The organism is Microbispora sp. ZYX-F-249 (assembly GCF_039649665.1).
Classification (GTDB): Bacteria; Actinomycetota; Actinomycetes; order Streptosporangiales; family Streptosporangiaceae; genus Microbispora; species Microbispora maris.
In genome coordinates, this window is record NZ_JBDJAW010000032.1 from 38755 (window position 1) to 59048 (window position 20294).

General features: G+C 69.3%; 17 protein-coding genes, 1 tRNA gene and 2 pseudogenes. 13 read left to right on the plus strand and 7 right to left on the minus strand.

Annotation, left to right across the window (positions count from 1 at the left end; genetic code table 11):
• Window positions 1–630 precede the first annotated feature (630 nt).
• The 5 genes and pseudogenes from AAH991_RS29825 to AAH991_RS29845 all read right to left on the minus strand — a co-directional run.
• A complete protein-coding gene (locus tag AAH991_RS29825; protein WP_346229246.1) occupies window positions 631–2073 on the minus strand; it encodes a relaxase/mobilization nuclease domain-containing protein in 1443 nt (480 codons plus the stop codon).
• Window positions 2070–2501, minus strand: coding sequence for a plasmid mobilization protein (locus AAH991_RS29830; RefSeq protein ID WP_346229247.1), 432 nt, complete (start codon window positions 2499–2501; stop codon window positions 2070–2072). Before AAH991_RS29830 ends, AAH991_RS29825 begins: the two co-directional genes overlap by 4 nt.
• Before the next feature lie 774 nt (window positions 2502–3275).
• Entirely contained in the window at window positions 3276–3716 is a 441-nt protein-coding gene (locus AAH991_RS29835; RefSeq protein ID WP_346229248.1) for a hypothetical protein, read from the minus strand.
• A 121-nt stretch (window positions 3717–3837) separates the two neighbouring features.
• Window positions 3838–5176, minus strand: a pseudogene (locus AAH991_RS29840) ((Fe-S)-binding protein); the annotation flags it as partial.
• A gap of 279 nt (window positions 5177–5455) precedes the next feature.
• Window positions 5456–6428 (minus strand): annotated as a pseudogene (locus AAH991_RS29845) (methylmalonyl-CoA mutase family protein); the annotation flags it as partial.
• Window positions 6429–7044: 616 nt separating this feature from the next.
• Between AAH991_RS29845 and AAH991_RS29850 the strand changes: the two are divergent.
• The 6 genes from AAH991_RS29850 (at window position 7045) to AAH991_RS29875 (ending at window position 12378) form a co-directional block, all read left to right on the plus strand.
• Window positions 7045–7962, plus strand: coding sequence for a hypothetical protein (locus AAH991_RS29850; protein ID WP_346229249.1), 918 nt, complete (start codon window positions 7045–7047; stop codon window positions 7960–7962).
• 135 nt (window positions 7963–8097) lie between these two features.
• Window positions 8098–9042 carry a hypothetical protein gene (locus AAH991_RS29855; protein WP_346229250.1) on the plus strand — a complete coding sequence of 315 codons (945 nt, stop codon included), beginning with the start codon at window positions 8098–8100 and terminating at the stop codon, window positions 9040–9042.
• Window positions 9043–9045: 3 nt separating this feature from the next.
• Window positions 9046–10083, plus strand: a complete 1038-nt coding sequence (locus AAH991_RS29860; protein ID WP_346229251.1) for an ImmA/IrrE family metallo-endopeptidase — start codon at window positions 9046–9048, stop codon at window positions 10081–10083.
• Window positions 10084–10226: 143 nt separating this feature from the next.
• The gene (locus AAH991_RS29865; RefSeq protein WP_346229252.1) at window positions 10227–11249 is read left to right on the plus strand and encodes a hypothetical protein; all 1023 of its coding nucleotides are present in this window, start codon (window positions 10227–10229) and stop codon (window positions 11247–11249) included.
• Between the two features lie 185 nt (window positions 11250–11434).
• Entirely contained in the window at window positions 11435–11698 is a 264-nt protein-coding gene (locus tag AAH991_RS29870) for a type II CBASS E2 protein (RefSeq protein ID WP_507185158.1), read from the plus strand.
• Between the two features lie 98 nt (window positions 11699–11796).
• Window positions 11797–12378: a hypothetical protein gene (locus tag AAH991_RS29875; protein ID WP_346229254.1), complete on the plus strand. Its 582-nt coding sequence runs from the start codon at window positions 11797–11799 to the stop codon at window positions 12376–12378.
• A gap of 394 nt (window positions 12379–12772) precedes the next feature.
• On the opposite strand, the gene AAH991_RS29880 is transcribed toward AAH991_RS29875, so the two are convergent.
• Window positions 12773–12846 (minus strand) — tRNA-Pro (locus AAH991_RS29880).
• 92 nt (window positions 12847–12938) lie between these two features.
• Here AAH991_RS29880 and AAH991_RS29885 point away from each other — a divergent pair.
• On the plus strand, window positions 12939–13373 hold the full coding sequence (locus AAH991_RS29885) for a hypothetical protein (RefSeq protein ID WP_346229255.1): 435 nt from the start codon (window positions 12939–12941) through the stop codon (window positions 13371–13373).
• Window positions 13374–13382: 9 nt separating this feature from the next.
• Here the strand turns inward: AAH991_RS29885 and AAH991_RS29890 are convergent, their stop codons facing one another.
• Window positions 13383–13721: a DUF6458 family protein gene (locus AAH991_RS29890; protein WP_346229256.1), complete on the minus strand. Its 339-nt coding sequence runs from the start codon at window positions 13719–13721 to the stop codon at window positions 13383–13385.
• Window positions 13722–13839: 118 nt separating this feature from the next.
• On the opposite strand from AAH991_RS29890, the gene AAH991_RS29895 reads away from it, so the two are divergent.
• The 6 genes from AAH991_RS29895 to AAH991_RS29920 all read left to right on the plus strand — a co-directional run bounded on the left by AAH991_RS29895 (window position 13840) and on the right by AAH991_RS29920 (window position 20257).
• A complete protein-coding gene (locus AAH991_RS29895) occupies window positions 13840–14481 on the plus strand; it encodes a hypothetical protein (RefSeq protein WP_346229257.1) in 642 nt (213 codons plus the stop codon).
• Entirely contained in the window at window positions 14478–15404 is a 927-nt protein-coding gene (locus AAH991_RS29900; RefSeq protein WP_346229258.1) for a hypothetical protein, read from the plus strand. Before AAH991_RS29895 ends, AAH991_RS29900 begins: the two co-directional genes overlap by 4 nt.
• Before the next feature lie 7 nt (window positions 15405–15411).
• Window positions 15412–15606, plus strand: a complete 195-nt coding sequence (locus AAH991_RS29905; RefSeq protein WP_111700666.1) for a hypothetical protein — start codon at window positions 15412–15414, stop codon at window positions 15604–15606.
• Window positions 15607–15740: 134 nt separating this feature from the next.
• Entirely contained in the window at window positions 15741–16391 is a 651-nt protein-coding gene (locus tag AAH991_RS29910; RefSeq protein ID WP_346229259.1) for a CBS domain-containing protein, read from the plus strand.
• A gap of 147 nt (window positions 16392–16538) precedes the next feature.
• Entirely contained in the window at window positions 16539–18272 is a 1734-nt protein-coding gene (locus tag AAH991_RS29915) for an ABC transporter ATP-binding protein (RefSeq protein WP_346229260.1), read from the plus strand.
• Window positions 18269–20257 (plus strand): ABC transporter ATP-binding protein, encoded by a 1989-nt coding sequence (locus tag AAH991_RS29920; RefSeq protein ID WP_346229261.1) that lies wholly within the window; start codon window positions 18269–18271, stop codon window positions 20255–20257. Before AAH991_RS29915 ends, AAH991_RS29920 begins: the two co-directional genes overlap by 4 nt.
• Window positions 20258–20294: the final 37 nt, after the last annotated feature.

Below are 20294 nucleotides of genomic sequence, written 5' to 3' on the forward strand. Positions count from 1 at the left end.
TCCCCTGTGGCCGTTGCTGCCGGGCTCGCCGCAGGATGGCCTGGCGTCCGCCGGTGATCGCGCCGGGGCCGGTTCCGGACGTGATGCTCCTCCGCTTCACCGTCACGGCTTACGGGTGCCGCCGCCTCCAGCTTCTCGGAACTCTGTGTAGCCATGGAAGAAGGTGCGGCGGCTGGAGCAGTTGCCTGCTGCTGCGGGACCTGCGGAGGGCGTACGACCTGTCCGGGCTGCTCCGGGGCCGGCTGCGAGGCCTGCCCGCGCCAGGAGTCCTGTACGGCGCGGCCCACGTCGATGCTGTTGCCTGCGAGCCAGTTCTGCACCTCGCGCTGCATGGCCGCACACAACTTCGTGTTGTCGACGTACCGGCCTGCCGTACCGGTCAGGTGCGGGCACCCGGGCGGCGGGTCCGCCTGAGCCGTCCCCGCCACGGCCAGCGCTGCGGCGCCTGCCAGCACGCCTGCGGCAGCCGACCGCCACATCGCCGTCCGGCCTCGGAACGGATTGCTGGCTGTCACGACGGCACCCCCGGGTCGATCACGAAGCGAAGATGATCAACCACGATAGGCAGCTACGCCGGTGCAACAGCGCAGCTCAGAGCCGAGTCGCACGAGCAAAATAACGATCTTCCAGCTACCTATGCCGAGGTGACGCAGACGGTGCCGAAGGACCGGCAGAGCGCCCGGACGAGCGCGGATTCTGACCGGAATCCGCGCCGAGCGGCCTGGCGACGGGCTGCGGGAAGTCCGCCGCGGCTAGCCGTACCGGGGAACCCGCGGCAGGTGAGGCCACGGCGAGGTGCTGCGCGGCCGCTCGTGCCGCGACCGCCTGGGCCATCCTGCCCTGCGCCGTACGGAGCTCGGCCACGGCGGCGACCAGCGCCGCGATGTCGGCGACGAGCGATCCCCCGGACCCGCGCGTCCCGGCAGCGAGCCTTCGCACAGCCCTACGCAGCTCCAGCCCTGCTCGTGTGGGGGGCGGAATCCGCGCGTACGGCTCCCGCGCGGCGCGGTCGAAGGCCTCTGCGGCGTTGTGCAGCCGCCGGTCCTTCAGCAGGCGCGCTGCGACATGCAGCAGGTCAGCGGTGGCGCCCGGCACGTCCGCCGCGCCGCCCGGTTCTCCGGCTGTGGCCTCGCGCAGATGCGCGGCGGCCTGCCGGGCAGCCGCCGTCACCAGCTCCCAAATCTCCCGGCGTTCGTCCGCGCCCGTTCCGTCGGGGTGGTGATCGCTTCCGCTGCTCCACCGCGCACGGAGTTTCGGAAGAGTGAGGTCGGCGGCGAGCCTGCCGCCGCCGAACCACACCAGCTCGCCGGCGCGGTTGCGATGCTTCGGCAGCGCCACCGCGTACCCCGTCACCTCGCCGGGATTGCGCTGGCTCAGTCGCTGCCGCACCAGCACGCCTGCGGCGTCCAACGACCGGAAGAACTCCTCTTCCGAGGCCGCTGCGGCGGCTGCGGTGACGACGTGCTGCCGTAGCACCGTCCGCGGCACCTCGTCCCACCCGCGCCGCCGGGTCTGTTCCGTCTCGCTGCGGGTCGGCCGGCGCGCCGCCGTCCGATCCCCCGGGGCCGTCATGCGCAGGGCGTACCGGCGCTCGACGGCTTGGCAGGCCTCCCGTACCCGGTAGAAGTCGTTCCAGGTCCGGGGCTTGGTGCCATCTTGGCGGGCGAGCGTGGCGACGATATGGATGTGGTCGTCGGCGTGCCGCACGGCGACCCAGCGCACGCCGTCGTCATCGTCGGCCGGCGCGAGACCGGTGCGGGTCATGATCTCCTGGGCGACCTGCGCCCACTCGTCATCGCTCAGGATCCGGTCCTGGCGTGCGGCACGGGCGACGCAGTGCCACACCGGCTCCGCGTAACCCCGCTCCCCCAGCGCGGCGAGCGGCTGGTTGAGCAATCCGATCAGATTCCGGAAATCCCGCCCGCCTTCCGGGCGGAGCGACGGCTCCAGCTCGGCCGGATGCCGCCACCCGGCGACGATGTGCGGGTTGACGTGCTCGTTGGCCCGGCCCGGGCCGTACAGGTAGTACAGCAACCCGCCGACGCGGCGCCCGCGCATCACCTTTCCGATCAACGGATCGCCTTCCGGACGCCTTCCGCGATTCCGTCCAACCGCTGCACCGCCCGCAAGCACGCGGCGGCGTACGGAACCAGGTTGCCGGGATCAGCGCCGGTCGCGTTGAGCGCCGCGACGGCCTGGTTGAGGTTGACCCCGATGCGGCGCACCTGGCCGGCGGCGTGCATCAGCTCGATCAGGGCCTCGCGCAGCGGGTCGGGCATCGGCGGGTTCACCATCCGCGCCGCCGCCAAGGCCGCCTCTGCCGCGTACGCCCCGTGCGCCAGCCCAAGGCGTTCGGCGGCTGTGCGGAGGTCGGCGTACTCCTCCTCGGTCAGCACGAACTTCACCACGTGCGGCCGCGGCACCGCCTGGCGTTGACGCCGCCGCTGCCGCACCTGCCTGGACCCCGTGCTGGACCCGGTGTCTTCTCCCCCATCGGACATGCTCGTGACCGCTCCCCCGACGACCGCGCCCGGTCGCAATCGATCAGAACCCGCCCCCGCAGTAGCGGCGGAAGTGGGTGGCTCTGATCACGAATGTCCCCCGCTGCATCCCGCCGGATGCAGCGGTAATGGGACATTACGAATATCTTGCTCCCGCCCTGCGGGCCTCAGACTGGGGGTGCAGCGCCGTGCACCGACTGCCGCCATTCCAACGCCTCGGGCACACCGCGGTACTTCAGCAGGTGTTGGCCTGTGATCTGTAGTGGGGACAGAAAGGGCTTTCTCCCGCGCGAACAGTAGGACTAACACCAGGCGGGGGCGCGAAACGGCCGCGCGAGGCTACCTCTCGCGATGGGCGGAAGTTGGGGTGGAGTTCCAGATTCCGAGCTGGTTCTGCCTGCCAGAGAGGCCCCACGTCGACGACAATCTGCACATCGTTGGTTGCAGTAAGCGACAGAGGGTGGGCTCCGCGCTGCCTCACCCCACACTGCTATGAAGGGTGTCGAGGCGGAGTGAACCATCCCTGGGCCATCTACCTGCGGGCGTACCTGGGTGTTCGGATTCAGCGCGCGCGAATAGCTCCAACGCGTGGAGCTTCAGCCGTTGAATGGGTGATCATCACGGCCATCATCGCGGGTGTCGCGCTAGGCCTGGCCACGTTGATCAAGACAGTGGTGGAGCAGAGGCAGGGCGAGATTCAGAACACGCTCGGGGGCGGCGCGGGCAGCTGACCGATCGCCCACGACAGTCGCGCCGCCCCCACGTCAGGTTCGGTCAGCGGCCGCCCGGCCACACCGCCGCTCTGCAGGCACCCCACCTGACACGCTTGTCCGTACCGATCTGCCCCTGGCACAGCTTGAAGACCTTGACCGAACCGAACAGGGAACTATCGGTAGCACAGCCGCCCTGCGGCGCCCGCACCTCGAACGGCTTTCGCGCATCGACGGGATTGTCGTTGTGCCACACGGCCTTGTAGGCCACGTTGTCCTTCCTTCCGTCGCAGACCTTGATCATCGAACGATCCGCCGGAACGCTCACGCGGCCGTCACCGTAAGCATCGCTCCAGCCTGGCGCGCCGGCCCAGGCCGATCCGACCGTCCCCACAACCAGCGCCCCGGCCAGCAGCGCGATGGACATCCCTGCCTTCGATCCCATGTCTCCCCCGTCGATCCTTGACAGCCGTCCCCACTCTAAGTATTCGATCTTGTACTTCAAGCATCCGTAGCACATGTCGTTCCGGCATGGTCTGGAGTCTGCGACGAGACCGTGAACGCGGACGGCAGGGTTGCCTCGCGCGGGCAGGCAGTGCCCCTGCCCGTCAAGTCACAATGAGCGATCAGCTGGTGGGTGTCGGCTCCCCTTTGATGAATTTGATGAGCAGCTGGGCGACGTCCACGACCTCCAGTGACTCCTTGGCCTGACCGGCGTTCTTCTTCTCGTTGATCGCGTCGCCGAGCATCACGAGGCAGAACGGGCAGGCGGTGGAGACGGTATCGGGATCGGTGGTCAGCGCCTCGTCCACGCGCTCGGTGTTGATGCGCTTTCCGATCCGCTCCTCCATCCACATCTGCGCGCCGCCCGCGCCGCAGCAGAAACCGCGGTCCTTGCAGCGGTGCATCTCCTGGGCCTGGACGCCCGGCACCTTGGCCATGATGTCGCGCGGCTGGGCGTACACCTTGTTGTGCCGGCCCAGGAAGCACGGGTCGTGGTAGGTGATCTTCTCCTCGATCGGCATGATCGGGGTGAGCCTGCCCTCCTCCACCAGATGCGCCAGCAGCTGCGTGTGGTGCACGACCTCGTAGGTGCCGCCGAGCTGCGGGTACTCGTTCGCCAGGGTGTTGAAGCAGTGCGGGCAGGTCGCCACGATCTTCTTCACCCCCGCCTGGTTGAGCGTCTCGATGTTCTGCTGGGCGAGCATGTTGAACAGGAACTCCATGCCCAGGCGCCGGGCCGGGTCGCCGGTGCAGGCCTCCATCGGGCCGAGCACGCCGAACTTGACCCCGGCGATGTGCAGCAGTTCCGCGACGGCCTTGGTGGTCTTCTTGGCCCGGTCCTCCAGCGCGCCGGCGCAGCCCACCCAGAACAGGTACTCCACGTCCTCGGACATCGTTGAGTCGACGATCGGGACCTCGAAGTCGAGCTCCTCGATCCACTCGGCGCGCTTCATCTCCGGCATGCCCGGGGGTTCCTTGTTCTCCAGGTTCTTGAGCATCACCCCGGCCTAGGAGGGGAAGGACGACTCGGCGCATGTCGAGGATGTGGTCGATGGGCTCGATGTCGACCGGGCACTGCTCCACGCAGGCGCCGCAGTTGGTGCACGACCACAACATGTCGGGGTGGATGCCCCCGTCCTCGGCCACCAGCGGCTTGTCCAGCAGCGCCAGCACATCCTCCGGATAGCTGTCCCGCTTGTCCTCACCGGCCAGCAGGTACGGTGCGACCGCCGGGGCGTGGTCGCGCTGGTCGAGGATGAGCATCTTGGGCGACAGCGGCTTGTCGGTGTTCCACGCCGGGCACTGGGACTGGCACCGCCCGCACTCGGTGCAGGTGTAGAAGTCCAGGAACTCCTTCCACGTGGTGTCCGAAATCTTGCCCCGGCCGAACACATCGACCTCGGGGTCGGCCTCCTCGAAATCCAGCACATCACCGTTGCTGCGCATCGGCTGAGCCGGCCCACTTCAGCAGCTTGCGCTGCCCGAACACCTCCACTAGCTGCGTCTTGATCTCGGTGCCGACGTTCGCCTTGGCATACTCAATCCGCTCCGTGGTCGGCTGCCCCTGGGGGCCAGCCGGAACAGAAACAGCACGCGACGACCCGCCACCGCCGCGGTGGTCATGACGAGCCCCACATTCGCTACCCAGAGCACGAGTTTCTCCACTTCACAAGGCATCAAGAGGTGACGGCCAATACGGACGACGGCCCGGGTTCCCGGGCCTCCCGCTGCATTCGGGCATCAGGCCGCGAGATCGTGGCCCAGCCGAACCGACAGCTCGCGCACGAGGTCGAGGGCGGCGTCGGTGATGACCGTGCCGGGCAGGAAGGCAGCCGTGACCCCGGCGTCCAGCAACGCGGGCACATCGCCGGGCGGGATGACGCCGCCCACCACGATCACGATGTCGTCGCCGCCGGCCGCGGCCAGCTCCTCGCGCAGCGCGGGCACCAGCGTGAGATGCCCGGCGGCCTGAGACGAGACCCCCACGATGTGCACGTCGGCCTCGGCGACATGGCGGACAACCTCGGCCGGGGTCTGGAACAGCGGGCCGACGTCCACGTCGAAGCCCAGGTCGGCGAACGCGGAGGCGATCACCTTCTGCCCCCGATCGTGGCCGTCCTGGCCCATCTTGGCCACCAGGATCCGCAGGCGCCTCCCCTCCGCCTCGGCGAAGCGGTCGCCGGCCTCGCGGACGGCGTCGGCACCGGCGCCCATCTCCTGCCGGTACACCCCGGAGATGGTCTGCACGTTTGCCTGATGCCGCCCGAACACCCTCTCGAAAGCCTTTAGAGATCTCCCCCACCGTGGCGTGCGCCCGGGCCGCGTCCACCGCCAGGGCCAGCAGGTTGCCGCCGGTGGCCGCCCCGCGGGTGAGCGCCTCCAGCGCGGCGCGTACGGTCTCGCCGTCGCGTTCAGCCCGCAGCCGCTCGATCTGACGGGCGCGTACGGCGGTGTTGTCGACCTTGAGCACCTCCACCTCCGGCTCGGCGTCGGTACGGTACCTGTTGACGCCGATCACCGGCTGGACGCCGGAGTCGATGCGGGCCTGGGTGCGGGCGGCGGTTTCCTCGATACGGAGCTTGGGCAGCCCGGCCTCGATCGCCCTGGCCGTGCCGTCGACCTGTTCTACCTCGGCGATGTGCTGCTGCGCCTTGGCCGCGAGTCGCCGGGTGAGGGTCTCGACGTAGTAGGAGTCGCCGCAGGGGTCGATCACCCAACCGCGATCGTCGCGGTGTCCGACGCGGTCCGCATCGTGCTGGCGCATAACGTGGCGGACGCCGAGGTGTCGCTGCACCGCTACCGCCTCGTCGGCCGCGTCCCCGCCCCTCCGCCACCGGGAGAACGCCAGCGTCGCCCGCTACCAGCGGCTGTTCCGCGTGCATCGACAAATGGCTGGCCGGGACCCCCGACGCCGATTTGCGCGCCGAACTCATGGCCGTCTCGGTCGTCGCGGCGCACAACCAGGTCCTGCCCGGCTGGTTGGGCGCCGGCGGCACCTACTCATGAAGCCATCCAGGCCCATCTGCAGCCACGTACATCCGACAAAGAGCGGTGAACTGACATGGCACGAATCCTGCGGCGGCATCTACAGCAGCACGGCCAGCAGGAAGCCCGCAGTGAGGGAACTAGTCGCGATCGAGCGCGCAGAACGGGTCATCGGATCGACAAGTTTTGTGGCGGTTGTTACGACACCATAGCGGTGTACCGTACTCACACCGATGGCACGAACGGAGTCGTCGTGGCCGCTAACAATGACATGGCGGGGCGTAGGCGCCGTTTCATCGGCGGCTTGCGGGTATCAGGAGGTCAGAATTTCCATCCTGGCGGACTTGCATGACGGCCAGGTCGGCAGAGACTTCCTCGACCTGCTGACTACGGTTGTGCGGATGCAACTGCGGCGCCTTCCGATCTTGTACACGGACCGACGTCTGGACAACGATCTTGTCGGCGATTTCATGCAGGACTTTGTCACGGAGCGCTGGGAGCGCACGGTCACCGCGCTCCTGGCCGAGGCAACCGACGACGAATCGCTGGAACGGCTGCTGCACCGAATCGTGCGCTCCTGGCTCATCGACCAGGTCCGTAAGACCGACCGCGGGTCGGTTCTGCGCCGCATCAAGGATCATCTGGCCGAGGATCCGGCATTCGAAGTGGTGCCCGACCACGAGGCGGGCGGAGGCCGGTGGCGCCTGGCCGATAGCGACGGTCCGCCCTGGGGTGGCCGCATGGAGGATCTGGTAGCCGCGGCCTACAAGGTGCCTGCCAGGGCGGTTCGGTGGAGCGATCCGACACGGCGGCCCCCGATCGCCTGTGCCACCGACCTCACCGCCATCTTGCGGGAGGTGATGACGGCTGCCGGTCATCAGAGCCTAGACCTGCAGCAACTCGTGATGGTGATCACACAGCGCTTCCCGGCGACGATGGATCCGGAGTCCCGCACTATCGACGCGGACAAGGACGCGATCACCGCCACCGAGCCGACCCCGGACCTGGCGTGGGAGGCCCACCAGGTGGCGTCCGAGCGGGCGAGCATCGCCGCGAACATCTTCGCCCAGCTGACGCACGACGAACGGCAGTTGCTTCCGATAATCCTCGATGGGAAGGCGGTGGAGACACATCTCAGCTGTGGGCGCAGCACTGCCTACAACCGGATCAATAAGTTGAAGGCCCTGATTCGAGAGCTCGCGGGTGCCTGCGATGATCCAGAACAGGTCGTGCTGGAGGTGCTGGCGCTATGTACCTCCTGATCGCGCTCCGGCTCGACGCAGTGGGGCGGTTCGAAGGCGGTGCCACAACTGGCGTGTCAAATGTGTTGGACAATCTGTCCGATGCGCCGTCAGTCCCCAGTGCAGCGTCCCGTCCGGAGAGAAAGAAGGTCAGTCGTGACGGCTGATGTGCCTGACCGCTTGCAGAGACTGGCCGCCGCGATGCAGGTGCCCGCACCGCTAACCTCCGCCGGGCTGCGCGACCGATTCGGCGACCCAGACCACCTTGAACCGGCAGTTGGCCAGGTATGGCGCGCTGAGTGGGACGACGTGTCGCGGCTCGTGCTGCTACTCGCGGCCGAGGAACGGCATTGGCGGGTTGTGCCCGTGTCGGTCGAGCCCACTGGTGAAGACGACCACAGCCTCGTCGTCGACACAAGCCACACGGCGTTCGCGGTCGAGGTCACGGCCTGGGCTGGGCTGTCCGCCTTGATCCCGACTGGGACACTCAGCCGTGTCATCGACGACTGGAGCAGGGACATCACCAATTGGTGTGCCGACACGGCGGGCGGCACCTTACACGAACCACCCGCCGGGACCCGCCGTGGAGGCCCAGCAACCGATCCTTTTAGCGCCAGCGCCACAGTCCGCGCCAGTCTGGCAGACGATCTCGACGTCCTGGTCGCGGCGCCGTTGGTTCCGATTCAAGCATCGACGCCCGTAGATCTGAAGGCCGCCACCGGCCGTGTGGGCCTAGCCGCTGTGATCGCCGCCCTCCAACTCCCGCAGCCAACGGTGATGAAGATTGTGCAAGGCAAGCACCCAGTGACGAAACAGCAAGCCCATGTCCTGGCCGGGCTGTTCGGCTACGCCGCCGAAGAGATCATGATGGCGGCAGGCGGACTGCCATTGGGCTTGGCGACCGAATTGGAACAGCCGCGTTGGCGGGAGACGTGGCGGTCACTATGCCGCCGGTTGGGGGTCAGCGAGTACGCCGCACGGCTGCAGGCCGGTTACGGCGCGTTCGCCACGGCGTTCCGTCAGACCGGAGGTACGGCACCGGATTGGCGCAGCCGAATCAGCCAGTGGCTTGCAGCCCGTGAGGACGAGACGGCGGAGTGAAGCATGACGAGTAGGGCCTCGGAGGCGGTACAGATGCAGGTCACGGCGATGCTGGACCTGCTGGAGCGCGACCGGCCGGGCATGCTCGACCGGCTCCGCACCGACGCCCTTGCCGAACTCCAGACCTGGCCGGAGGTGCGGGTGCATTTGGTCACCGAAGCGCTGCCTACCGCCGAGGGGTGCTCGGTGGCAGGCAGCTACGGGGACGAAGAGCAGCCGCCGGCCCTGTGCGTGGTCCGGTCGGCGTCGACGCGTCGCCGCCAGTTCACCGTGCTACACGAACTCGGTCACCATCTACAGAGGACCGATTTGGATCTCGGCACCGCAGTCGTGCTCGCGGACGGGGATCGGTTCGAGGACGACGCCTGCGACCTGTTCGCCGCCCGGGTGCTGCTGCCCGACTCTCTGGTCGCAAGCTGCTTCGACGACCGCACGCCGATACCGGGCGACATCGTCGCGCTCTACCGCAAGTCCAGCGCCTCACGAGCCGCGTGCATGGTCCGGGCGGCCGAACACCTCAGCAGCTTCGGCGCGGTCGTGCTCTACGACGCCGCCGGTGTTGTATCGTTCGCCGCCGCGAGGGGCAGCGTCTACCCGCCGGCCCGCGGCAGCGACCAGTCACAGACGGCGCTGGTCGCGGCGGCGTTGCGCGACCCGAGCCGCGCGGACGGGATGCCGTTCACCGTCGATGACACCAGGATCCGGTACCGGTCCGGGCACGCCAGCGGCCCGCTCTACGGGCAGGCCACCTGGTGTGACGGCTATCTGGTCGCGGTCCTGGTGGAGCACCACGCACCGTGGCGGACCTTCTCCCCACCCCGGGACATCATCCCGTCACGGCAGCCGCAGTGGGCCGAGTGCCAGGTGTGCGTCAACTCCTACGAGGTGACCGACATCTGCGGCACCTGCGGTGAACCGCGCTGCCCGTCCGGGCACTGCGAGTGCAGCCTGCGTCGAGAGCGGCACTGCGAGCGGTGCAAGTTGACGTACGGTCCCGCGATGTTTCCGGGCAACGGGGCTATCTGCCGGGACTGCCTCTGACCTGCCGCCGCTGGCCTGTTGGACAGATCGCGGGATGCGTCGTCAGGGGTTGGTGAGGGCTACCGACAGTCCTACGGCACCCGGCCAGGGTGCTGCCACTGATGCGCTGTGCCGGGGCCAGCGCGGGAATGGGGGGCCACTACATGGGGCACACTGCCGATCTCTTGTCCAGCGTCCGTACGCAGATCGACGCCGACGACGTACCGCTGAAGGAAGCCCGCACCCGGCTTCAACTGGTCCGCGATGTCGCCGAGGGCTTCCCTGGTTCCTTGCGCACCTACGCCAGCGGCTCGCTGGCCCACCACACGATGAACCGGCCCGTGACCGATGGGGACGGCGGGCTGGTGCTGGACCGCCGCTGCTATCCGAGGCTTGGCCCGGAGGGTGGAAACGAAACCCCGAGTGAGGTGGCCGGGGAGCTTTGCGCGTTGCTGGGCCCGGCGATCCGCGAGATGTACCCGAAGGCGCGATGCGGCACCTCGAAGCGCGGTCCGAAGCTGTGGTTCAACGCGCCGGTCAACGGCCAGGACCCGACGGTGGATCTGGTTGTGGCGCTGACCCGCCGCGACGGTGACGGCCTCTGGATCCCCAATCTGGAGAAGGACAGGTGGGAGGCATCGCATCCGGAGGGGCATGTCGCCCTCTTCAACGCCGGCCCGGCCTCACTGCGGCAGACCCGCCGCATTGTGATCCGGTTACTGAAGGCCTGGAACAAGCAGTACAGCAGCCCCGGTATGTCCTCCTTCCACCTGTCGGCTCTCGCCTGGGAGTTCATAGTCAGCGGCTTGGGCGTGCCGACTGCCCTGCACACGGTGCTCGACCGAGCCGCCACGCGGATCAGCCGCGGGTACGCCACGCCGGATCCGGCAGGAGTATCCGCTCCGCTGAAGCTGCTGCTCGGCCGCGAAATCGTTGCGAGCCGGCTACGCAAGGCCGCCGACGCGGTCGCCGAAGCGATCGAGCACGACACCGACGAGGTCGCAGTGCAGATGGCGCTGCACAAGATGTTCTGGAAGTACATCGACGACCCGACTGGCGGTGGGCTGGCCAGAACCGCAGACCTGCTGCGGCAGCGCCGACCGGTGCCCACCACAGCGCTGGGCCTCGGCGGCGCGGCGGCGCTGGTCGTGCCGACCCGCGCGTACGGTGGCCGGTCGCTGCTGTGACCCGTGTCCCCCGGCGGGAGCCGGCCTGGTTCGCCAGGCCAGCTTTCCGCCTGCGGTTCGTCTCCGAGCTCGCCGGGACCGGTGTGCCGGTCCGGGTGATCCGCCCGCCTCAGCGTTTCCGAGGCGGATTCGCCGTTCGGTGCACCGTTATCCCGCCGGGTGTCGAACCGCGCCAGGTGACGATCGTGTTCTCCGTCGGCTCACCGGAGGTCCCCCGCGTGTTCGCAGACGGACCGACAGAGTCGCCGCACCGCTACTCCGGCGGGGAGCTGTGCATGTGGTGGCCGTTCGACGGGCCGGAGCGGCGGTGGCTACGCCGCGACGGCGGGGCGGCGCTGCTCGGCCAGATCGTCGCGCATCTGGTGCGGGAAGAATGGTGGCGGCGCACCGGTGAGTGGGTCGGCGAGGAGGCGCCCCACGCTGCTCAGGACGGTCAGGAGGACGAGTGATCCCTACCCCATCGCCGACGGTATCGGCCAGCCCCGCATCGACTCCATCCAGCGCCGCGCCTCCGGTTATGCCGACGAGCAACCCAACCGTCGTGTCAGTGACCGGCACTGCCTCACCGGTCCCGGCGGCTCCGGGCGCACAGCTGTCGCCGGCCTCGAACTCGGTGACGGCGGCAGTGCTGTCCGCGGCGGTGATTGCGGCAATAATCAGCGCGACAGTCGCCGCTTGTACCGCGGTGTGGACCACGCGGCGCAAGAGCCGCGAGGAGGAACGCGCCCGGCAACGCGACCTGTTCGCCAGGGCGTACCAGGCGTACGCGGCGTACAAGGAGATGCCGTATGCGATCCGTCGACGCCGCCATGATGACGCGGCCGCTGAGCGCATCCGTTTGTCGGAGACCACACGGGAGATCCAGAGCCAGCTGAGCTACTTCGCCGTGTGGACCGCCGCCGAGTCCGGAGCCGTGGGCGATGCCTATGCCGCGCTCGTGCGTGAGCTGCGCAAGGTAGCTGGGGGCGCGATGCGCGAGGCGTGGTTGGCCGAGCCCATCATCGACGACGCGGCGATGAATATTCCGCCGGCGGTCATCGACCTCTCGTCGTTGACGCCGTTAGAAGAGGCCTTCACCGATGCCGTTCGCGCCCACCTCGCTGCGATCGCTCCATGGTGGACGAAGTAGTTTGCCGCCCCGGTCCTGTTCTCGACTGGTTACCTGTACTGGGAGGTGAACCCCCGAGTCGGCCCCACGTCGGGGGACCTACCTTCAACGGTGGCGGCGCGTGGGGCGCTGTCTGCGGATGTCTCAACCCACGTCCTTTACGCCGTAGATTTCTCAACGGTCACTCAAGCGAACCGGAGGACCCGTGACCAAATGACCGGGCTTCGGGCAGGTCATTTGAACACACCGCAGCAGCGCACCCTCGTTGACCGTGGATCCCCTGGTCAGCTCCGGTATTGATGGGTACCGGTCGGGAGCGGTCGGCACGTTCCGCTTCACGGTCAAACGACGGTCAGACATCAAAAGAGCCTGATCACTTGGAGAGTGATCAGGCCTCTGACCTGCTAGAACAGTGTCGGGACGGCGGGATTTGAACCCACGACCCCTTGACCCCCAGTCAAGTGCGCTGCCAAACTGCGCTACGTCCCGTTGCCCTGGTCTCCCGGGGCACATCCAAACCTTAGCGCAGTTTCCGCTCTCGTGCGTACACGAACCGCGCCGGTGGGCCTAGGCTGGCGATCATGGGCAGGAAGGCGCGGATCGACCAGGAAGAACTCGTCCGGCTGGCCGGCGAGGGATGGACCAACGCCCGCCTCGCCGAGCACTTCGGCGTCACGGAGTCGGGCGTCCTGCAGGCGAAGCGCGCGGCCGGTCTGTCCAAGCCGATGACGGACCACAGCCGCGCCCTGCCGTGGAAGCTCCGGCGCGAGCACAGCCAGAGCGGCCCCGCCACCAACCTCCGGAACCTCTCCGCCGCGTCCCAGGGCCGCCGGGTCCCCAAGGACAGGCTCAACACCGCCCTACGGTGGGCGAGCCGGCTGGTCGACAACGGGCTCGACATCGCCTACGACCCCGAGCAAGGCTTTCATGAGGTGCCCGCCGGGGACGACTCTCACGTCGCCCGGGTCCTCGCCGAGGCCCGTGCCGCCACGGACGCGGCGGGCACCAGTCCCTGACCGTACGGCTCACACACCGTCGCGGGGCACTGGCCTGGTCTCCTCGCGTACGTGCACGTGGCGTTCGCCCGGATGGACGGCGGTGTGCGACTCGGTTTCCTGGACGTGGACGTGCGGCTCGGCCGCCGGGTCCACGGTGTACATCGTGTCCGGCTCGATCGTCTCCACCGTCTCCTCGGCCGTCCGCGGACGGCGCGTGTAGCGAGTAGTCAGCACCATGCCGACGACTCCCACAAGCATGAGAATCCAGCCGATCATTTGTAGGTCGATTCCAGGAACGTCCCATTTGACGGCGAACGCGAGAACCGCGCCGACCGCGATGAAGGCGAGACTGGCCCCGAAGCCCATGGCTACCTCCTCTGCTGGTCAACCGCCCTTTACCCCCAGAATCCACGATTACGCAAGGCGTGAAGGCCGCATTCCCGGGCAGTGCGGATGAACAACGCACTCACCCCTGGAGGCAGATATGAACGCCGTAGCATGGGTGGCCGTCGTGATCGTCGCCGTGCTGGTGATCCTGGCAGTCGGCTACCTCGTGTCGGCAAGCAACCGCCGGCGCCACCTGCGCGACCGTTTCGGGCCCGAATACGAACGGACTGTGCGGGAGAGCGACAGCCGTAGGGAGGCCGAGCAGGAACTGCTCGCCCGCGAGGAGCGCCACGCCAAGCTGGACATCCGCCCGCTCGCCCCGCAGACCCGGGACCAGTACGCGAGGAAGTGGACCGAGGTTCAGGAGCGGTTCGTGGACGCTCCCGGCTTCGCCGTGACCGAGGCGGACGCGCTGGTCACCGCAGTGATGGCGGAGCGCGGCTACCCCACGGACGAGTTCGAGCAGCGTCTGAGCGACCTGTCGGTCGCCCACGCCGCCACGCTCGACCACTACCGCAAGGCCCACGACATCAGCAGCCGCGCCGCCCGGCAGGACGCCACGACGGAGGAGCTGCGTCAGGCGATGGTCCATTACCGCGCGCTGTTCCAGGAGCTTCTCGGTGACGGCGCCGAGGTCTCTCCCGACGACCACGTCAACGGCGCCGCGTACACCGCCGACGGCTACGACGGCGCCTCGATGAACGGTCACCACGCGGACGTGCGGAAGGCGAGGCGATGACGATGCGGATGAACAGGCACCACGAGCGCGGCGAGGTCGCCGAGCAGCCGACTCCCGAGACCCCCGAGCCTCTCGAGGAGGAGGCGCGCAGAGAGAGGGCTCTCGCGGACGCCGGGCGGGACGAGCACGAGGGTCCCGGCCCGGTCTACTCCCCCAGCGAGGCCAGCGACGCGTACACCGCCGGCTACGCCGACGCCACGGCGCGGGACACCGGCGACCAGGCGTACGCGGACGCAACAGCCGACGCGGACGGCGACGGCCGCCGCTTCCGTGAGCCGTACGGCCAGGCGGGCGACGACGTCCTCACGTCGCCCCGGACCGGCGGCGGGCACACGGCCGACGGCGACCGCCTCGTCGCGGGCCGCCGCGTGGACGACGACGACGAGGGCGGCCGGACCTACGACAACGCCGCCGACGGCGCGTACGAGGTCCGGGATGCCGACGCCGGAACGGCCGGCACCGGGTACGCCCGGGACGGCCTGGCGGCCGGGGACGCCACAGCGGACACCACAGCGGACACCACGGCCGACACCACGGCCGACACCACGGCCTACGGCGACACCGGAACCGGCACCACGGCGGACACCACCACGGACACCACCGCCGGCACCTCTGCCGTTCCCTCCGTGGACGGCCCCGTGGCCTACCCCGCCACCACCACGACCGCGGCCTCCGGCGCGGCCTCCGTCCTGGACGAGACGCTGGAAGGCCGGTGGCGCGAGATCAAGTCGGGTTTCGTCGACGATCCCCGTCACTCGATCGAACAGGCGGACGCGCTCGTGGAGGAGGCCCTGTCGGCCTTCACCACCCGCCGCCAGGCGCTGCTCGACCAGTGGAAGGACAACGAGCGGGGCGACACCGAGGCGCTGCGCCTGGCCCTGCACGAGTACCACGCGTTACTAGCCCAGTTGACCCGGAAGTGAGGTAACAATGCTCGCCATCGCCGCGGCGGTCGTCTTCGGGATCGCCTTCCTCCTCGATCTCCTCAACGCGAGCATCGGCATCGGCATGACCGCGCTGATCGCCCTCGGTCTCTGCCTGCTCGCCCTGCACCAGGCCGGTGTCGGCACCGCCGGGGTGAACTCCTGGCGCGGCGGCTGGCGCGGCGGACGCGTCCGTCGCTGACCCCGGCCCTCTCGCCATCAGCCTTTCTCCCCTACCGAATCGCGGCCGCGACGGGTACGAAGGTCTCGCGGGAGCCCCTCCCGCGAGACCCGCCGCGAACCCGGTCCGTCCCCCGGACCCCTGAGGAGGCCGTGATGCCACACAAGGTGGAAGAGGTCATGACGCGCGATCCGGTGACTCTGCCGGAGGAGGCCCCCGTGGTGAAAGCCGCCAAGCTGATGCGTGACCGCGGGATCGGCGACGTACTGGTGGTCGAGGACGGCCGGCTTCGCGGTCTGGTGACCGACCGGGACATCGTCGTACGCGCGGTCGCGGAGGGCAGGGACCTCGCCACCACTCCGCTGGCGACGCTGTGCACCAGTGACGTGGTGACCGTCGGCCCGGACCAGGACGTGGTGGAGGCCGCGCGGTTGATGCGCGAGAAGGACGTGCAGCAGCTCCCCGTGGTGGTGGACGGGCACCCGGTCGGCGTCGTCGCCCTGGCCGACCTCGCCCCACGCCCCACAGCCGATCTCGCCGCACATCCCACGACCGAGCTCGCCCCACGCTCCACAACCGAACTCGCCGCACATCCCACGACCGAGCTCGCCCCACACCCCGCAACCGGCCGCGCCGCACACTCCCCAACCGGCCACGCTCCCGGCCTGCCGACCGGCCGCACAGCCGACCTCGCCCCACATCCCCTGACCGGCCACGCTCCCGGCCGCACCACCGCCCCGGACCCGGGCGCTCGACCCGCCCCGGACCCGGCCGTTCAACCCGTGCCGGCTCCGGCCCCGCGCTGAACCGCACGCCGGGGGCACGCTCCCGGACGGCGGCATCGCCACCGCGGCTGACCCGAAAATCATGGGTGAGCAAGCTAGCTGCTCATATACCGTGTTCCGCATGATTTTGCCCCTCCAGCGACGCGCCGCCCGCCCTGGACCACAGCCGTGCTGACCCGGCTTCTCCGCACGTACCTGCGGCCCTACTCACCCGCGCTCACGGCGGTGGTGCTGTTCCAGCTGGTCGGCACCATCGCCTCCCTCTACCTGCCGAGCCTGAACGCCGACATCATCGACCAGGGGGTGGCCACCGGCGACACCGGCTACATCCTGGGCACCGGCGGCTGGATGCTGACCGTGTCCTTCGTGCAGATCGCCTGCTCGATCGCGGCGGTCTACTACGGCGCGCGGGTGGCGGCGGGGTTCGGCCGGGACGTCCGGTCGGCGGTCTTCCACCGGGTGAGCGGCTTCTCCGCGCGTGAGGTGGCCCAGTTCGGGGCGCCCTCGCTGATCACGCGTAACACCAACGACGTCCAGCAGGTCCAGATGCTCGTGGTGATGACCTGCACGATGCTGGTCGCCGCGCCCATCATGGGGGTCGGCGTCATCATCATGGCCCTGCGTCAGGACGTCGGGCTGTCGTGGCTCATGCTGGTCTGCGTCCCGGTGCTGCTGGTCTCGATCGGGCTGATCGTCTTCCGCATGGTCCCCCAGTTCCGTGCCATGCAGACCCGCATCGACGAGGTGAACCGGGTGCTGCGCGAGCAGCTGTCCGGCATCCGCGTGGTGCGGGCCTTCGTCCGCGAACGCGAGGAGACCCGCCGGTTCGCCGCCGCGAACGACGCGCTGACCGGTACGGCGCTGCGCGTCGGGCGGCTGACCGCGCTCATCTTCCCCACCGTGATGCTGATCCTCAACGCCTCCAGCGTCGCCGTGCTGTGGTTCGGCGCCGCCCGGGTGGACAGCGGCGAGATGCAGGTGGGCGCCCTCACCGCGTTCCTCATGTACCTGCTGCAGATCCTCATGTCGATGATGATGGCCACCTTCATCTCGATCATGATCCCGCGCGCCGCCGTCTGCGCGGAGCGCATCGTCGAGGTGCTCGACACCGAGTCGTCGGTGCGCCCGCCCGAGCGCCCGGTGCGCCAGGTGGACCGCCGGGCCGACCTGGAGCTGCGCGACGTCGGGTTCCGCTACCCGGGCGCGGCGGCGCCGGTGTTGTCCGGCGTCTCCTTCCGGGTGACCGCGGGACAGACCACCGCCGTCATCGGCAGCACCGGATCGGGGAAGACGACCCTGGTCTCCCTGGTCCCCCGGCTGTTCGACGCCACGTCCGGCGCGGTGCTGATCGACGGGGTCGACGTACGCGAGCTCGATCCCCGGATGCTCTGGACACGCATCGGCCTGGTGCCGCAGAAGCCGTACCTGTTCTCCGGCACCGTCGCGAGCAACCTGCGGTACGGCAACCCGGACGCCACCGACGAGGAGCTGTGGGAGGCGCTGGAGATCGCCCAGGCCCGCGACTTCGTCGAGGCGATGCCCGAGGGCCTGCAGGCGCCGATCTCCCAGGGCGGCACCAACGTGTCGGGCGGGCAGCGGCAGCGCCTGTCCATCGCCCGGGCGCTGGTGGCCAAACCCGAGATCTATCTGTTCGACGACTCGTTCTCGGCCCTCGACCTGTCCACCGACGCCCGGCTGCGGGCCGCGCTGCGCCCGTACACGGCCGGCGCCGCGGTGGTGATCGTCGCCCAGCGGGTCTCCACCATCGCGGACGCCGACCAGATCGTCGTCCTGGACGACGGCGTCGTCGCCGGCATCGGCACCCACGAGGAGCTGCTCGGCTCCTGCCCGACGTACGTCGAGATCGTCGAGTCCCAACTGACCGCGGGGAGTGCGGCATGAGCGAGCGGCCCACGGCACCTGCACGGCCCCGCCCCGCGGGAGGCGGCGGTTTCGGGCCCTTCGGCGGCGGCCAGATGCCGGCGGAGAAGTCGCTGAACTTCGGCCCCTCCGCCCGGCGGCTGCTGCGGCGGCTGAGCCCGGAACGGCCGAGGATCATGGCCGTGATCGCCCTCGCCGTGGTCAGCGTGGTGCTCTCCGTCATCGGGCCGAAGCTGCTCGGCCGCGCGACCGACGTGATCTTCAGCGGGGTGATCGGCGGACGGCTGCCCGCGGGGGCGACCAAGGAGCAGGCCGTGCAGGGGCTGCGCGCCTCGGGCCACGGCGACTTCGCCGACATGCTCGCGGGGATGGACGTCGTCCCCGGCCGCGGCATCGACTTCGGCGAGCTGGGCACCGTCCTGGCGTGGGTCCTCGGGCTCTACCTGGCCGCGTCGCTGTTCATGTGGCTGCAGGGCTACCTGCTCAACGACGTGACGCAGCGCACGGTGTTCCGCCTGCGGGCCGACGTCGAGGACAAGCTGAACCGGTTGCCGCTGAAGTTCTTCGACGGCCAGCCGCGCGGCGAGCTGCTCAGCCGGGTCACCAACGACATCGACAACGTGTCCCAGACCCTGCAGCAGACGCTGAGCCAGCTGCTGAGCTCGCTGCTCACCGTTATCGGCGTGCTGGTCATGATGTTCGTGATCTCGCCGCTGCTCGCGGCGATCGCGCTGGTGACGATCCCGGTCACGATGATCGTGACCGGGCAGATCGCCAAGCGTTCGCAGAAGCAGTTCGTCGCGCAGTGGGCGCACACCGGCACGCTCAACGCCCACATCGAGGAGGCGTTCACCGGGCACGAGCTGGTGAAGGTCTTCGGGCGGGGCCCGGAGGTCGAGGAGGTCTTCCGGGAGCGGAACGACGCCCTGTACACGGCGAGCTTCGGCGCCCAGTTCATCTCCGGGATCATCATGCCCGCGATGATGTTCATCGGGAACCTGAACTACGTCGCCATCGCGGTCGTCGGCGCCGTACGGGTCGCCGGCGGCTCGATGAGCCTGGGCGACGTCCAGGCGTTCATCCAGTACTCCCGGCAGTTCACGCAGCCGCTGACCCAGGTCGCCTCGATGGCCAACCTGCTGCAGTCGGGCGTGGCCTCCGCCGAGCGGGTCTTCGAGCTGCTGGACGCCGAGGAGCAGGAGCCCGACCCCGCCGCCCCGGCGCTGCCCGCCACCCGGCGGGGGCGCGTCGAGTTCGAGCACGTGTCCTTCCGGTACGACCCCGGCCAGCCCCTCATCGAGGACCTGTCGCTGGTGGCCGAGCCCGGGCACACGATCGCGATCGTCGGCCCGACCGGCGCGGGCAAGACCACGCTGGTCAACCTGGTCATGCGCTTCTACGAGCTGGACGCGGGCCGCATCACCCTCGACGGCGTCGACATCACCGCGATGCGCCGCGAGGACCTGCGCGCCCAGATCGGCATGGTGCTCCAGGACACCTGGCTGTTCGGCGGGACGATCCGCGACAACATCGCCTACGGCAACCCGCGGGCGACCGACGAGGAGATCCTGGCCGCGGCCCGGGCGACGTACGTCGACCGGTTCGTGCGCACCCTGCCGGACGGGTACGACACGGTGATCGACGAGGAGGGCGGCAACGTCAGCGCGGGCGAGAAGCAGCTGATCACCATCGCCCGCGCCTTCCTCGCCGACCCGTCCCTGCTCATCCTGGACGAGGCGACCAGCTCGGTCGACACCCGCACCGAGGTCCTCGTGCAGCACGCGATGGCCGCGCTGCGCAGCGACAGGACGAGCTTCGTCATCGCCCACCGGCTGTCCACGATCCGCGACGCGGATCTCATCCTGGTGATGGAGTCGGGCAGCATCGTCGAGCACGGCACCCACGACGAGTTGCTCGCCGCCGGGGGCGCCTACCACCGGCTGTACTCCGCTCAATTCGCCGGCGCCCTGGCCGATGACGACGCCCCCGCCGCCGAAATCGGGTGAGCGGTGCCGCGTGGCCCAGGGTCGCGCGGCACCCGCC